Source organism: Legionella navarrensis (genome assembly GCF_052527415.1).
Map to the genome: position 1 here is coordinate 1 of NZ_JBNVZR010000021.1, position 13,851 is coordinate 13,851.

Consider the following 13,851-nt stretch of genomic DNA (forward strand, 5'->3'; position numbering starts at 1 on the left):
TCTGGCACAAAACAGGCTCCCTTCTCCCTGGTTAAGGGAGAAGGGTTGGGGATGAGGGTCACTCCATCAGATACACCAGGCCTTCAAAGCGATGCCTGATATTATATGCTATCCCTGAAAGCGATGATTCAGGGTCTTTGGTTTCGCATTTTTCTCAATATAATGAATAATTTTACCCGCGATATTGCTGTGAGTGGCTTTTTCTATGCCTTCAAGGCCCGGTGAGGAATTGATTTCCAGAACCAGTGGGCCGTGATTAGAGCGGATCAGATCGACACCGGCAACTTTCAGTCCCATGGTTTTCGCGGCGCTAATGGCAATGGCGCGCTCCTGTGGGGACAGCGTCACCTTCATCGCTTTGCCGCCCTGATGCACATTGGCACGAAACTCGCCCTCTTTGGCAATACGCTTCATGGCTCCAACGACCTTATCACCAATCACAAAACAACGAATATCCATGCCGCGTGATTCTTCAATAAACTCCTGAACAAGAATATTGGCCGACATTTCCTTAAACGCATTGATAATGCTGACAGCCGACTGGTGGCTGTCAGCCAGAATAACGCCCTTACCCTGCGTTCCCTCCAGCAGCTTGATTACCAGCGGTGCGCCACCGACCATGCGGATCAAATCTTCAGTATCGTCGGGTGACTGCGCGAAGCTGGTGAGAGGCATCGGAATCCCTTTGCGGGCCAGTAACTGCAAGGCTCTGAATTTGTCGCGTGAACGGGAGATTGCTATCGATTCATTGACCGTATACATGCCCATGGTTTCCATGTGCCGCAGAACTGCCGTCCCGTAGTATGTAATGGACGCGCCGATGCGCGGAATAACGGCATCATATTTAGGCAGGGGTTCGCCGCCACGATAGTGAACGATAGGGCTGGAAGCCGCTACGTTCAGGTAACAGTGAAGGGGATTAATGATGCTGACCTCATGTCCGGCTTCCTCTCCGGCTTCTTTCAGCCTCTGATGAGAATATAATTGGGGATTTGTGGCCAATATCGCGATTTTCATAGCTAGCAGTTTCCAAATGTAAATTAAATAATAAAGTTAAGTATCAGCAACAGGCTTCGCCAGGTCTACTCAAGGCAACAGTTTAAAGAAAACAGCGACCACTCCCGCGGCGAGACCGCAGGAGGTAGACAGGAAGCAGATAGTTACAATAAACGAATCAGTTAACCAGCAACTGATAATCTTTTGCCAGCAGATCAGCCTGGTGAGGCGTGGTGAAAAACGCGGTCAACTGGCCCTCTGGGTTGAATAACATAACCGCACCACTGTGTTGAATATCATAGTTTGCCTGATCAGCTGATGGGGTGGTGACTTTCATATAGGCTACGCCCATTTCATGCGTCATTTTTTTAACAACGGACTCATCACCGCGCGCTCCGGTAAAATGAGGGTCAAATGATGTTGAGTACTGTTTGATCTTTTCCAGAGTGTCGCGCTCGGGATCAATGGATATCATGACAACCTCTGGCAGGGGCTTAACGCCATTGGCTTCGAGAATTCGGTATGTTTTGGCCAGTTCTGCCATGGTGGTGGGGCACAGATAACCGCAGTTGGTAAAGCCAAAAAAGATCATAGTCCAGTGATTTTTCAGATTCTGGTTGTTAAATGGCCTGTTGTCGGTTCCGGTTAATTCAAATGCTGCGATTTCACGTGGCTCATCCAGCAGGGTTCCGTGGAACTGTGAGCGGTCAATTTTTTTGCCGCTGTGCATGTGTTGCGAAACGAATATGCCCGTCACCAGCGCTGCAAAGGCGAGTAAGACGACAACGGTTAGAGCAATACGATTTTTTTTGGCTGACATGTTATCCCCAGTGATCAATTAATAAAAATACAAACAACAGCATGAGATACACAATAGAAAAGCGGAAGGTGCGCATGGCGACGACGGCTTCCTTTGTGCGATAAAGAACAATGGCCCAGTAGAGAAAACGCGCTCCCAGCAACAGGGCTCCTGATAGATAGAGCCAGCCACTCATGCCCACAACGAAAGGCAGCACACTGACAACGAGCAGAAGAATGGTGTATAGCAGAATATTCAGTTTGGTAAAATCAATGCCATGAGTAACCGGCAGCATGGGTATTTCGGCGTGCTGATATTCTTCATAACGATAGATGGCCAGCGCCCAGAAGTGCGGGGGTGTCCAGGTAAAAATAATCAAGACCAGCAGGAGAGCCTGAGGATCAAGCTGATTGCTGATGGCTGTCCAGCCCAGAAGAGGGGGCGCGGCTCCGGCCAGCCCACCGATGACGATGTTCTGTGGAGTGGCCCGTTTTAAATAACCCGTATAGATTCCGGCATAGCCAATCAGGGTCACAAACGATAATACAGCGGTCAGCATATTAACAAACAGCGCCAGAACCGATAAGCCAATGATGCCCATGGCGCTGGCAAAACAGACCGCCTGTCTTGCAGATACCCGCCCTCTGGCGATTGGCCGTTTACGTGTCCGCATCATGATGGCGTCAATGCGTTTATCAACCAGATGGTTGATAGCTGCGGCACTGCTGGCTGTACAGCCTATGCCTAACAGGGACAGCAGCAGCAGATTAATCGGTACCCAGCCTGGCGTGGCCAGATACATGCCTACCACTACGGTTAACAGCATCAGTGCAACCACACGCGGTTTGCACAGCTCCAGATAATCACGCCAGGCAACGGGTGCGCTGGTCAGGGTGTTACAGGTATCGTTCATTGGTCGTCCTTTTGTGAGGAGGAGCCGGTGCTTAGGTAAAACAGAACCAGCATGGTGGCCATAAGCAGGGCGGCGACGCCATTGTGAGCAACGGCAATGCTGATGGGCAGGAGGAATATAACGTTCAGAATGCCCAGTGAAATCTGCAATAGAACCAGCACAATCAACAGACAGGCCAGTACGCGAATGACGGATTTCTTCACTTTGACCAGCAGGCTGATGGCAAGAGAAAGGCAATACAGAGCGGTGACCAGCGCACCGATGCGGTGCACCATCTGAATGCTGACACGGGCGTCATTATCCAATAGCCCGCCCTGGTAGTTTGCCCCCACGGGGGAGAGCAGATAAAAGCCCTCATGCAATTGCCAGCTGGGCAGCCATTGCCCGTTGCACTGGGGGAAGCCTACGCAGGCGATTCCGGCGTAATTGGCGCTGACCCAGCCACCCAGGGCAATCTGGCAAAACACAATCAAGGCACCCAGGGCAATCCAGCGAGGCCAGCCAGGAAGATATTGCGCTTTGATGGAGCTGACCTGAGTACGCAGGAGGCACAGGCAGGAAAAAATCAGAATCCCGCCCAGTAAATGACTCATGACCACAACTGGAAGCAGTTTCAGGGTGACTGTCCACATGCCCAGTGCTGCCTGGAACCCAATCAGTAATACAAGAAACAGGGGCAGAATCCTGTAGCGGCTGTTTTTTTGTCTCAGGGCAGACAGCGCTATCAGCGTGACGAGCAGAACCAGTGTTCCGGCAGCGTAACGATGTGCCATTTCAGTCCATGCCTTGCGTGCCTCAATGGGAACGGAGGGCCAGGCACTCTGTGCTGCGCTGCGCGCCTGTTCAGCAGACGGCAGAACCAGGTGACCATAGCAGCCAGGCCAGTCGGGACAGCCAAGACCGGCGTTGGTCAGTCGCGTATAGGCGCCGAGCATGACCACGAACCAGGCAAAGGCCGCCGCCACGGATATCATGATAATGATTCGTTTTGATTTCATTTGTCTAACCACTCTTCTTGTCATTAGAACTTAACAGGCGCTTAAGGTCCTGAAACAGACTGTCAGGTTTGTCGTCTAATGGGTACGCCAGAATAAGAAAGCTGTCCGGATTAGCGATAAAAATGCGCGCGTGCTGGTTTAAGGCGCTCCCTTCGCCGGGTTTGTGTCCCGAAAGATTGAGATATCGTATATCCTGATCTGCCAGATTTTTCTGCAGTTCTTCGGGCAGAGGACTGGTGTTTATCAGCCACGCTTCTACTTCGTATAAACGTCGTCCAAGCGCCAGGCGGACGCGGGCCAGTTTGTCCAGCTGCTGGCGGCAGTCACTGTCGCAGGGGCCAGGATTCCAAAGAATCAGGCGCCATTTGGGCGCACCCAGGAGGCCGCTTATCTGCTCAGGTGGCGTGAGCAGCTGACCTTTGTTAACCGAGCTGGAACTTAGCCATTGCGGGTGCTTATAAAATAACAGCGCCGCCAGTCCGGGACTGGCGAATACCAGAACCAGCAGTAATAAAACAATATATTTACGATGTTGCGGATTTTTCATCAGTTTTCTTCAGATTGAGCGTAATAAAAAGGATCAGGACAATCAAAGCCATGGCGAACCATTGCAGAGCATAGGCTTTATGCCGCTCTGGAGGCATGGAAACAACTGCCCAGTCACGAATAAAACCGTAGGCTTCCTGGCCGCCCAGGCGAATGATAAACGGATAGACAGATTTATGCAAAAGCTGGCTGATTATTTTTGTATCAATTTTTTCAATCAAGATGTTTTTGTCCGATTTTTTTTCGATAACCTCGCCAAGCACCCACGTTTTTTCAGATGGATAATAGGCTTGTCCGCTTAACTGTAATTCCCTGAGCGGATTGCTGATGTCCGGGATTTGCCGGCGGTCGGCGCTGGCTTTTATCCAGCCGCGATCAACAAGGATGATGCGATTATTGCTCAGCAGCAGAGGGGACAGGACATCGTAGCCAATCTGATGATCGTGATATTGATTATCGAGCAGAAGAACCTGGGGTAAATACGTTCCCCGGACTGACAGGTTTTGATATTGCGCTGGCAGCGTCTGACTTTCTGTCCAGTGTGAGGGCGCCTGTTGGGATAATTGGGTGGCCCTGTTCAACATGTCCGATTTTTCTTCAGCCCGCTGCAGTTGCCAGTAACCGAGGCTGCTCAGCAGACTTATGGCAAGAGCAGCCAGACAGGTCATGTACCATTTGGGCGTGAAACGTCGCGAAAAAAAGGGTAGACTGGCCAATTTACGTCTTCATGTGTAGTTGTGTCGGGAGTATATCAAATGTTTGCTAAAATCTTCATATTTGTTGTCATGTTGGTGATTTTATTTGCTTTAGGCAGCGGGCTTGTTTTTCTGGTGCGCGACAAAGGACAAAGCAACCGCACGGTGAAAGCCTTAACCTGGCGGATTGCTCTGTCCCTGTCGCTGTTTCTTTTCTTATTTCTGGCCTTTAGTCTGGGCTGGATAACGCCACATGGTGTGTAAGGTCAGTCGAAGCCTTATCCGTCTGTTTGTGATAAAACAGGCTCGGGCTGCCTGACGATGCCATAGATATCCTGGCACTGGGCGACAAAGCCTGATTCCATTCTCTGAAACACTCGGGTGTCAGGTAAGGCTTCATGCTCATAAGTACCGTGCGCGCCAGGTCGCGGGTTGTCGGGGATGGATTGCTCATGTAATGACTGAAGCAGGCCACAGCCAGCCCTGAGTATTCACGCTCCTTGCAGAAACTGCGTTGAAAAAAGGATGATTTCTCTGCGAGAGCATCGTACAGGTAATCCTGGGCCTGCAGCAGTGCCGCATTAACGCATTCCAGGTGCACGTCAGGGATATTACTGCTGTCCCAACGGAGCAGGCTGGCCTGTCGTTGACTGAAACGGCTGGATAATTCGCTGAACAAATCATCGGTTATGTAGTGCTTTTGCAGTTTCGGCAGGCATTCGTTGACCAGTAGTTCAATGCTCTCCGAATTCAGCCGATCGTTGTGGAGGCAGTGAGAAATACCGACCAAAGCCAGTTCGACACTGGCATTTTCATGCCCGCTGTTGAGGGACAGTGCTGCTTCTTTAGCACGGGTTAAATAAGCGCGAACCATTTCAATACTGTCTTCGAGGGTACCCGTGACCGGCATTGAAGGGTGGGATAGCAGCTCGTTAAACGCAGATTGATCGTAAACCCTGGTGTCATAAAGAATGTGTTTCAACGCGGGCAGCAGGCTCTTGTCTATGCGGCTGATGCGAATCATTATCCAGTTCAAATCAGATGCATCCAGGCCAGAACTGCCTGAGTTTTGAGTGCGCAGAGAGCGGGCGCCATCCAGAAATCTATTTTGATTGATGGCCTTAATCAACGACAGAGCCTGATATTCCGCAAATCGAAAAGACGAGGGAATAGCTGGAACAAATCCCAGCGTCGTCATGGCCGCCTCCCATTGATCGTATAAATGCTTCCCGAAGTGCTCCACATCGTTACGCAGCGACGTGTTGACCATTCGCCTGGTAATAAAGGAAATGGCCTCATAGCCTGAGTGGCCGTGATTCCATGTCTCATCCTCGGGGCTGCTGAAATAATCGCTGAACAATTGCTCCAGTGACTGGCGCGCAATATGAACCAATAAAGGCGATTTCTGTGGGGTGTAAAGATTCCAGCAATCAATGAGAATCTGAAATGGAGACTTGCCCGTCGTCTGAAAAGTCAACTGGTGTGCCTGACGGTTCGATTGTTCTGCGTCGGTCAGTTGTGAGTAGGTGCTGGTCTGTAAGGCATCGTATAAATCATCGTAGGCTGAAAAACCAGCTCTTCCTGAATCGTTCCAGTTGATCAATAGCTTTAGAAAGGGATCGGCTTCGCATTGTTTATTTTTTTTCGCGATGGCTTCCTGGAGGGCCGGGGTGCTGCTAATGCTGATTAAGCTGAGCAGATAAATAATATTGTGATTATGCAGATGAATATTCGCTGTATTGCGGATAAAGTGTTGCATCAGGGTATGAACCAGCAGATTCAGTTCAATAAAATCATTGTCAGCCGGGGTATCATAATGCCCGAGCTTGCCTGCCCTGTAGAAATACAGGGCGGCCTGAGCGGGATGTTTTTGAAATAACTGGCTCAGCAAATACTCATAGGTGCTGGTATCCAGACGATATTTCAGAGCATGGACGCGTTCAATCAGCGCATTAACATGGTTGTCGTTGGCGGTCAGGCGTGTCTTGATGTCGCCTAAGGCCAGCTCCGGGCTTTCAAACAGAGCTTTTTCGAATTGTTTATCCGTCAGTACAGGGTCACAGCCAGCGAGTTCATAGTCATTAAGCGACAACAGACGAGTGTCCAGGTGGATATCATCAGCCAGCGCCTCGCGCAGCCTGGAGCCCTTTTTTTTTCGTACGAAATGGCCTCTGGTCAAGGCGTTCAGCAGAGAGTAAAACCAGTTGAAACTGGGAGTCCAGTAGAATCCCTGATGATGGTGGTTACCGTGCAGGAGTTCGGCACGACGACGATTAAACTGGCTCCAGCGGTAAAAAGCCGGGAAATCTTCATTAGACAGCAGACTTATCAGCTCGGATTTTAATTGCTGGCGGTTACTTTGAATTGGTTGCAGCTTTTTCTTCCATGCCCGCAATTTCGCTGCTTCTGCCGTGAACAGTTTCATAGTTTCAGACGCTCGGTTTTTTTGATTATGAGTACTATGGTAGCTCAGACCGTCTGTGAAGAATGTTAAGTTTTTGTAAGGGTTTGCATCAGCACTCACCCAGGCTCGCCTCATAAAAAAAATTTATATCTTAATAAAACCTTAATTTTTATTGTGGTATGATTTCGCTCATAAGGTTTGTTAAGGAGTGATCCCAATGAATACATCCAGTATGCTGAAGCGTTTATCCGGCGGTCAATCCGTGCCCGGCAAACGTGATGAGACTGTGGATGAACCTCTTGCTCAGCCTGATGAGTTGAAATTGAAGCCCGGCGCGACTCCCGGCAAGATGGCTCAAGCCCTGTTTGACTGCCTTAACCAGCCACACGCTGACCTGCGACCCGAATAGATACTCAGAGCGAAAATTCCGCTGAAATGATTAAAGCCCGGGATTAGTTTCCTCTGGTACTCGCATAAACCCCCGCACTGAGTATATACTTAAGGTCATGGTAACGGTTTGTATCGGAGACTGTCATGGCTGGTTTTTCTGAAGCGTCACATTGGCGGGATTCAGCCAGGAGTGCCCGTTTTTTTATTGTGGATGCCCGCGCCGCGTTCCCCATTTTTATATTTCTGATGCATATCAGGGTCTGGACTGGCTCATTGGTCATTATATCGGCTATATTCTTCGGCATTATTGAGCGATACGGCTTTACTGTCCCGATATTTCTGCGCTGGCTGAGAAATTTTTTTGCCGGGCGTATTAAATCCTCACAACCCTGGTGGCGATAGATGGAAACAGATATTCGTAAAAGTTTGTCTTTGATTGCTGCGGCGATGAACGCCCGATTTTATTTAAACGATCGTTTTGTCGGTTACGAGGAAGTATTTTCTGATACCGGATTACTGCCCGCTATTGCGCGGCGTGCCGATCAGCTTTGTTCTCTTTGTCTGGGCTATGGTCTGGGTGCCACCTTTGATGAAGCGGAAAATGCCCTGTTGGGCTTGCGGGTTGTATTTGATGAAGTTACACCCAATTCACTGCGCCTGTTATGTATGACGGATGTTTTAAGTGAGTTGATACACGGAGGTCCGAGTAAGGATTACACACCGCTGGATGAGCTGATGTATGACTGATGCTCAAAAAAATAATAAAAATAAGTAAACCTTAAGCTTCCCTTAATACTTTATCTGCTATTCTAGTGTTAATTGGAAGAGGATTTTTGGAGTTGCACAATGTCTATAATAAATCAAAATACCATGTTTGGAGCAGCAGCCCGTGACAACAAAGGTCAGGATCAGCGCGTAACGGTTGATACGGCCCAGCAACTCGCCACAAAACTTACCGGGATGGGAACCAGTCTCGAAGTCATGAACAAAAACAGACCCTCTACGGGGCTGAGTTCTGCCATGAAAGAAGTATCCGATGTGATAGCCACCATATCAACCGTGATAGAGTCACGTAACCAGATAGAATTTGAAGAACCTGGTCCAGGCATCCGACCACGATAATTGGATGTGAGATTTGTTTAATTAACAATTCCAGGATTCTATGAAAGATGAACTGACCGATGAGCAGGCCAGAGAGATTCTGGATGCTCTTGACAGGGCGATTACCAAAGGACCTTGGGAAGAGTCGAATTTTTTGCGTCTTTTTGGTAAGAAACTACGAGAGCTGCGTGAAGAGTTTGCTACTCAGATGGTCAGCAGTGATATGGCCGCGGCCGCCAGTACCGAAGCCCGTCAGGCGCGCCAGGATCTGGTGCGCGGTGGCCAGCAGCTGGTTTATGTTGCTCTGTATTCCAGTGAAGGATCCATGTTGATATCCTGGGAGCGGATCATCGCCAATTTGTCCCGTCAGGTCTTATCCCGACCTATTTATGCTGAAGAGCATGATGTGCAGTTCATGATTAGATCAAAGGAAAACCGCATAAACGAAGCCTATCTTGCCATCTATGTTGATAATCAGGATGTGTTAACCCTGACATCCGATAAAACCCCGCGTGATAAATTCGGTAAACCCCTGATGACGCTGAAGGACCGAGCCTTAAAAATCGAAAACATCAGTCATTTCGTTCACAACGGCCTCCAGTACAATTATGTGAAAAATCGTCTGGTCAAGGCTGTTCCCTGAACCTCCGGTATCCTAATGTGTCGCAGGTTGGGCCTTGGCCCAACAAAGTTATGTTGATTGACTCTGACAACGACTGATATCGATTTCCCCTCCTGCCTGAAAAGCCCTGGCTACATTGCCTCTGAGTATATATACTTACAGTCAAAGGCTTAACCAAAAGTGACAGATGGCACAACAACAGGGCGGCGGCGGTAATAACGACAATTCGATGGCACCAGTCTGGATCACCATACTGGTGTTTCTTGCTGGTTTCACGTTCTGGGCTCTTGCCAGACAGTACATCGTTTCCTTTGTGTTTACAGTCAATCTCTGGCAGGCCAAACTGGTCACGCCCTTTGTCAGTAATGCCGAGCTGGATAACAGCATCATGCTGATGCAGACCCTGAATCCTGCTTCAGTCACCTGGAAACAGCTGGTCGACCTGACCGGCAGCGTAGGCATGTACACACGTTACCCGGTCGCCGTGATTTTAGTGGTTCTTGCCATTTATCTGTATCAATCAAACATTACCCTGCGTTTTCGCAAGGCCCACAGCATGAAAAGCCTGCGTGCGCAGGAGCAGTTTAACTGGCCGGCAATTATGCCTGTTGTCAAGGAAGACATTGTCGCAGCAGATGTGAGCAAAGGCCCCTGGGCCATGTCGCTCACGCCCCTGGAGTTTGCGCAAAAATATAATTTATTGAAGAAAGATGATGCCCTGCTGGATAACCCCTTACCTGGCATGGAGTTTACGGCTGGTATCCGTCGTGGTGACGCCAAACGTGTGTTTACCCTGCAGCTGGGACCTTATTGGGAAGGTTTTGATCGCTGCCCTCCACACGCCTACGCACTGGCCGCCGTGTTCATGGCCAGAATGAACCGCGATCGTAATTCGGCCAGTCTTATCCTGGAAACACTGGACAGAACCTGCTCGGCTGGGAAACCGGATTTTTCCGTTGCCCGACCAATATTGAAAAAATACCAGAACACACCGGAACTGCAGGAAATTATTGGAAAACACGCGTACCAGCTAACCGTGTTATCGACCATGCTGGAGGCTGCTCGTCAGGACGGAGTGGTTCCCAGTGCGGAATTTTTATGGTTAAAGACCATCGATCGCCGCTTATGGTATATGCTTAACAGTGTAGGCAGACAAACCCCTTTTGCAGAAGTCGCGGGTCCTTTTGCGCATTGGCGTGCCGAAAAGGCCCTGGGTCGGCGTTCGCTGGTTCCGATGATTGATGAAGCAATCAAAGCATTGGAAATTGCCATTAAAGAAGTGAAGCTGAGCCCAAAAGTGTTTCAGGAGTTACAGCCATGATGCGTGGTATTGATACGAGAAATGAGCTTGATCCCTCAATGCTGTTGCGGGATACCCGCTCCATTGGCCAGAGATTGTCAGACTTTTTTGCCGACTCGACCAACATTGCCATTTTACTGATTTCTTTAGCCGGTGCCTCGTTTTATATTTCCCAGCTGGCCACGCTCATGCTTCTGTTTGGCCTGGGATTTTTTTTATTCAGTTACACTCGCAAGAAAGTGTTGCCCTTTCGTCTGCCCCAGATAGCCAAGGCCAAAGACTACAACGATCTCAAACCCGGAATCATGACTCCCAACACGGCGCGCGGTATCACCTTTTTTGGTAATGATCGCAAGACGGGTGAAGAATTGTGGTTTGCCAATGAAGACATGCGTACTCACGCCCTGATTTTTGGTTCAACCGGTAGCGGTAAGACAGAAGCTCTGGTTTCACTTGCCTACAATGCTCTGGTGCAGGCCAGTGGATTTATTTACGTTGACGGAAAAGGCGATAACTCCCTGTATGCCAAGGTATTTTCCATGGTACGCAGCATGGGGCGGGAAGATGATCTGCTGCTGGTAAATTTCATGACCGGTGCGCGTGATATTATTGGTCCACAGGAAAAACGTCTGTCCAATACCCTGAATCCATTCTGCCAGGGCTCATCCAGCATGCTGGCCAACCTTGTAACCAGTCTGATGGGAAGCTCCAGTCAGTCCTCTGACGGTGACATGTGGAAAGGCCGGGCAATCAGCTTCGTCGAGGCCCTGATGAAGCTGCTCGTGTATATGCGCGATGACGGTGCGATACTGCTCGATGCCAATACCATCCGAAACTATTTTGATTTGCAGCGCCTCGAAGCCATCGTGATCGACAAGGTGTTCCCCCGCGATGAGCAGGAAAGCATTAACATTGAATCGGTGCCTAAACTGGTAACGGATCCTCTGCGCAACTATGTATTTAACCTGCCTGGCTACAATAAGGAGAAGAAGGGTAAACAGGTATCGCAGGTTCTTGAGCAGCACGGTTTTATTACCATGCAGCTGACCCGTACGTTTTCATCGCTGGCGGATACCTACGGTCACATCATTCGTACCAACCTTGCGGAAGTGGACTTTAAGGACGTGGTACTGAATCGACGCATTCTGGTGGTTCTGTTACCGGCTCTGGAAAAATCCCCCGATGAGCTGGCCAATCTGGGCAAAATCATTGTGTCATCACTCAAAGCCATGATGGCAGCCGGTCTCGGTGAGGACGTGGAAGGCGACTACCGCGACGTAATTGGAAGAAAACCAACCAATGCGCCCACACCATATATGTGTATCCTCGACGAGTATGGCTATTACGCGGTGCAGGGCTTTGCCGTGGTACCTGCCCAGGCACGTTCTCTCGGATTTTCTGCTATTTTCGCAGGACAGGACTTACCAGCCTTCCAAAAGGCATCCAAAGAAGAAGCGGCCTCCATTGGTGCGAACACCAATATCAAGATCTGTATGAAACTTGAAGATCCCACTGAAACCTGGGATTTTTTCACCAAAACAGCTGGCGAGGCCTACGTAACCAAAGTCGATTCCTTTCAGGTAAAGGACGGCAGCATTGCCAACTCATACCTTGACAGCAAAAGCTCATCGTTTGAAAAACGTGCACGTATTGACCTGCTCGATTTGAAGGAACAGACAGAAGGTGAGGCGCATATATTCTTCAAATCCAAAATCGTGCGCGCACGCATGTTTTATGCTAATCCTACCCCAGTCAAGCGACTGAAATTAAACCAGTTTCTGAAGGTTGAAGCACCACCGGATGATTACCTGATTAAGCTGCAAAAGCAACTGGCGGGTTTTCAGCGCATTCTCGAAAGCGGGGATTTGAGTATTAACCAGTCGATAGATGACGAAGAAATCAGTCTGATCACCAAGTCGCTGCGTGACTCTCTGGTCATAGAGCCCATCGAGCGTGGTGTCGCGGCGCTACTGGCTTACCACAGTCATAACGAGCCGGAACCGGTTGAGGAGCTGATTGCAGAGGAAGAGGATGGTGAATTAACCATATTTTCTAACCTGCGTCGTTCAGCAGGCAGTCTTCCCTTGCTGGTTAAGGACGTTCAGACCTTCTCGCAACCCCTGTTACCCATAAACGAAACCCGGGATTATCTGACCACGATTGAACGCGTCAGTGGTTCAAAAGACAGATATGCGGGAACGGTGGCTAATGAACTGATCAAGGATTTTCAACACGCAACCCGTTATCCACCTGCCGAGCGGGATATGGTCACTGCGATGGAGCTGGCGGAACTGACAGATCAATTAACAAGGCGAATTGCCGATGCTAAAAACCAGGTGCCGATTGACTAGAGCGTGTTGACATATATGGACCCTGCCGGGTGGCTTAAATACACGAATTTTCATTAACTGCTTGTAACGCGCTGATTTCTATGTTTTATTTGAAGATAATAATCAATCCATTGTCTGACAATCATGAGGGTATACTGTGATGCATCGGCTGCCCAGCCTCTCAAGCGCTTCAATATGGCTGACCATGTTATTGGTTTTTCCTGCTCTGACCGCTTGCCATAAACAGGCTCCCTTACCCTTAGAGGAAGAAAGTTTTCGTCTGCCACGCAACGTAGCCGGAGCATCCGACCCCAAAGTGGCAGCGATGATCAGACAGTTTAACCGAACCAATACCATCAACATCGTAACGATTGGTCAGGATTACCTTGTGAGCCTGCCTTCACAGGCTTTGTTTCCCGATGAGTCACCCCGGATTACCTGGAAGGGTTACAGCTGCCTGAATCAGGTGGTAGCATTTTTGAAGCAATTCAGGAAAATTTCGGTTACAGTCACCAGCTACAGCAGTCCATACCGGTCGGTGGCTAGAGAACAGGCCTTAACGTCGGCCAGAGCAAGGGCTGTGGGTGATTATCTCTGGTCACAGGGCATAGACAGCCGGTTTATCTTCACAGACGGAGCCGGCAGCGACAAGCCAGTCACCGCGGTTACTGAACGTGGAGACAAGGCACCCAGTTCAAGAATTGAAATTACATTCAGAGATGCTGTACTGAATTAAAGCCGGAGAGTTCGTAACGAG

The 13,851-nt window shown here is 49.4% G+C and carries 16 protein-coding genes; 9 read left to right on the top strand and 7 right to left on the bottom strand.

The features are described 5' to 3' along the window. Positions 1 to 108: 108 nt before the first annotated feature. The 6 genes from rimK to ACQUTA_RS11230 form a co-directional block, all read right to left on the bottom strand. Positions 109 to 1,017 (bottom strand): 30S ribosomal protein S6--L-glutamate ligase, encoded by a 909-nt coding sequence (rimK, locus tag ACQUTA_RS11205; protein WP_444988340.1) that lies wholly within the window; start codon positions 1,015 to 1,017, stop codon positions 109 to 111. A 157-nt stretch (positions 1,018 to 1,174) separates the two neighbouring features. Beyond that, positions 1,175 to 1,816 (bottom strand): SCO family protein, encoded by a 642-nt coding sequence (locus ACQUTA_RS11210; RefSeq protein WP_444988341.1) that lies wholly within the window; start codon positions 1,814 to 1,816, stop codon positions 1,175 to 1,177. 1 nt (position 1,817) lies between these two features. Then, a complete protein-coding gene (gene cyoE / locus ACQUTA_RS11215) occupies positions 1,818 to 2,708 on the bottom strand; it encodes a heme o synthase (protein WP_444988342.1) in 891 nt (296 codons plus the stop codon). Beyond that, complete coding sequence (locus ACQUTA_RS11220; RefSeq protein WP_444988343.1) at positions 2,705 to 3,706, bottom strand: COX15/CtaA family protein; 1,002 nt, start codon at positions 3,704 to 3,706, stop codon at positions 2,705 to 2,707. The genes cyoE and ACQUTA_RS11220 overlap by 4 nt, the downstream gene beginning before the upstream one ends. A gap of 4 nt (positions 3,707 to 3,710) precedes the next feature. Then, positions 3,711 to 4,253: a redox-active disulfide-containing membrane protein gene (locus ACQUTA_RS11225; RefSeq protein WP_444988344.1), complete on the bottom strand. Its 543-nt coding sequence runs from the start codon at positions 4,251 to 4,253 to the stop codon at positions 3,711 to 3,713. After that, positions 4,231 to 4,968, bottom strand: coding sequence for an SURF1 family protein (locus ACQUTA_RS11230; RefSeq protein WP_444988345.1), 738 nt, complete (start codon positions 4,966 to 4,968; stop codon positions 4,231 to 4,233). The genes ACQUTA_RS11225 and ACQUTA_RS11230 overlap by 23 nt, the downstream gene beginning before the upstream one ends. A 39-nt stretch (positions 4,969 to 5,007) precedes the next feature. Here ACQUTA_RS11230 and ACQUTA_RS11235 point away from each other — a divergent pair, with 39 nt between their 5' ends. Beyond that, the gene (locus tag ACQUTA_RS11235; protein WP_444988346.1) at positions 5,008 to 5,211 is read left to right on the top strand and encodes a twin transmembrane helix small protein; all 204 of its coding nucleotides are present in this window, start codon (positions 5,008 to 5,010) and stop codon (positions 5,209 to 5,211) included. On the opposite strand, the gene ACQUTA_RS11240 is transcribed toward ACQUTA_RS11235, so the two are convergent. Continuing rightward, on the bottom strand, positions 5,177 to 7,372 hold the full coding sequence (locus ACQUTA_RS11240; RefSeq protein WP_444988347.1) for a hypothetical protein: 2,196 nt from the start codon (positions 7,370 to 7,372) through the stop codon (positions 5,177 to 5,179). The two genes, ACQUTA_RS11235 and ACQUTA_RS11240, sit on opposite strands and share 35 nt — an antisense overlap. 196 nt (positions 7,373 to 7,568) lie before the next feature. Here ACQUTA_RS11240 and ACQUTA_RS11245 point away from each other — a divergent pair, with 196 nt between their 5' ends. The 8 genes from ACQUTA_RS11245 to ACQUTA_RS11280 all read left to right on the top strand — a co-directional run bounded on the left by ACQUTA_RS11245 (position 7,569) and on the right by ACQUTA_RS11280 (position 13,830). Beyond that, positions 7,569 to 7,760, top strand: a complete 192-nt coding sequence (locus tag ACQUTA_RS11245; protein WP_444988348.1) for a hypothetical protein — start codon at positions 7,569 to 7,571, stop codon at positions 7,758 to 7,760. Between the two features lie 125 nt (positions 7,761 to 7,885). Continuing rightward, entirely contained in the window at positions 7,886 to 8,143 is a 258-nt protein-coding gene (gene icmT, locus ACQUTA_RS11250; protein ID WP_444988349.1) for an IcmT/TraK family protein, read from the top strand. Further along, the gene (locus ACQUTA_RS11255) at positions 8,144 to 8,488 is read left to right on the top strand and encodes a type IV secretion IcmS family protein (RefSeq protein ID WP_444988350.1); all 345 of its coding nucleotides are present in this window, start codon (positions 8,144 to 8,146) and stop codon (positions 8,486 to 8,488) included. Positions 8,489 to 8,587: 99 nt separating this feature from the next. Beyond that, entirely contained in the window at positions 8,588 to 8,863 is a 276-nt protein-coding gene (locus ACQUTA_RS11260) for a hypothetical protein (RefSeq protein ID WP_444988351.1), read from the top strand. A 40-nt stretch (positions 8,864 to 8,903) separates the two neighbouring features. Then, the gene (gene icmQ, locus ACQUTA_RS11265; protein ID WP_444988352.1) at positions 8,904 to 9,485 is read left to right on the top strand and encodes a Dot/Icm secretion system protein IcmQ; all 582 of its coding nucleotides are present in this window, start codon (positions 8,904 to 8,906) and stop codon (positions 9,483 to 9,485) included. Positions 9,486 to 9,651: 166 nt separating this feature from the next. After that, the gene (gene icmP / locus ACQUTA_RS11270) at positions 9,652 to 10,785 is read left to right on the top strand and encodes a type IVB secretion system coupling complex protein DotM/IcmP (protein WP_444988353.1); all 1,134 of its coding nucleotides are present in this window, start codon (positions 9,652 to 9,654) and stop codon (positions 10,783 to 10,785) included. Beyond that, complete coding sequence (locus ACQUTA_RS11275) at positions 10,782 to 13,115, top strand: TraM recognition domain-containing protein (protein WP_444988354.1); 2,334 nt, start codon at positions 10,782 to 10,784, stop codon at positions 13,113 to 13,115. Before icmP ends, ACQUTA_RS11275 begins: the two co-directional genes overlap by 4 nt. Positions 13,116 to 13,254: 139 nt before the next feature. Continuing rightward, positions 13,255 to 13,830, top strand: a complete 576-nt coding sequence (locus ACQUTA_RS11280) for an OmpA family protein (protein ID WP_444988380.1) — start codon at positions 13,255 to 13,257, stop codon at positions 13,828 to 13,830. The last annotated feature ends 21 nt before the right edge of the window (positions 13,831 to 13,851 follow it).

Coding starts and splice junctions, on each gene's coding strand:
- rimK (WP_444988340.1), bottom strand. CDS start 1,017: ATGAAAATCGCGATATTGGCCACAAATCCCCAATTATATTCTCATCAG.
- ACQUTA_RS11210 (WP_444988341.1), bottom strand. CDS start 1,816: ATGTCAGCCAAAAAAAATCGTATTGCTCTAACCGTTGTCGTCTTACTC.
- cyoE (WP_444988342.1), bottom strand. CDS start 2,708: ATGAACGATACCTGTAACACCCTGACCAGCGCACCCGTTGCCTGGCGT.
- ACQUTA_RS11220 (WP_444988343.1), bottom strand. CDS start 3,706: ATGAAATCAAAACGAATCATTATCATGATATCCGTGGCGGCGGCCTTT.
- ACQUTA_RS11225 (WP_444988344.1), bottom strand. CDS start 4,253: ATGAAAAATCCGCAACATCGTAAATATATTGTTTTATTACTGCTGGTT.
- ACQUTA_RS11235 (WP_444988346.1), top strand. CDS start 5,008: ATGTTTGCTAAAATCTTCATATTTGTTGTCATGTTGGTGATTTTATTT.
- ACQUTA_RS11240 (WP_444988347.1), bottom strand. CDS start 7,372: ATGAAACTGTTCACGGCAGAAGCAGCGAAATTGCGGGCATGGAAGAAA.
- ACQUTA_RS11245 (WP_444988348.1), top strand. CDS start 7,569: ATGAATACATCCAGTATGCTGAAGCGTTTATCCGGCGGTCAATCCGTG.
- icmT (WP_444988349.1), top strand. CDS start 7,886: ATGGCTGGTTTTTCTGAAGCGTCACATTGGCGGGATTCAGCCAGGAGT.
- ACQUTA_RS11255 (WP_444988350.1), top strand. CDS start 8,144: ATGGAAACAGATATTCGTAAAAGTTTGTCTTTGATTGCTGCGGCGATG.
- ACQUTA_RS11260 (WP_444988351.1), top strand. CDS start 8,588: ATGTCTATAATAAATCAAAATACCATGTTTGGAGCAGCAGCCCGTGAC.
- icmQ (WP_444988352.1), top strand. CDS start 8,904: ATGAAAGATGAACTGACCGATGAGCAGGCCAGAGAGATTCTGGATGCT.
- icmP (WP_444988353.1), top strand. CDS start 9,652: ATGGCACAACAACAGGGCGGCGGCGGTAATAACGACAATTCGATGGCA.
- ACQUTA_RS11275 (WP_444988354.1), top strand. CDS start 10,782: ATGATGCGTGGTATTGATACGAGAAATGAGCTTGATCCCTCAATGCTG.
- ACQUTA_RS11280 (WP_444988380.1), top strand. CDS start 13,255: ATGCATCGGCTGCCCAGCCTCTCAAGCGCTTCAATATGGCTGACCATG.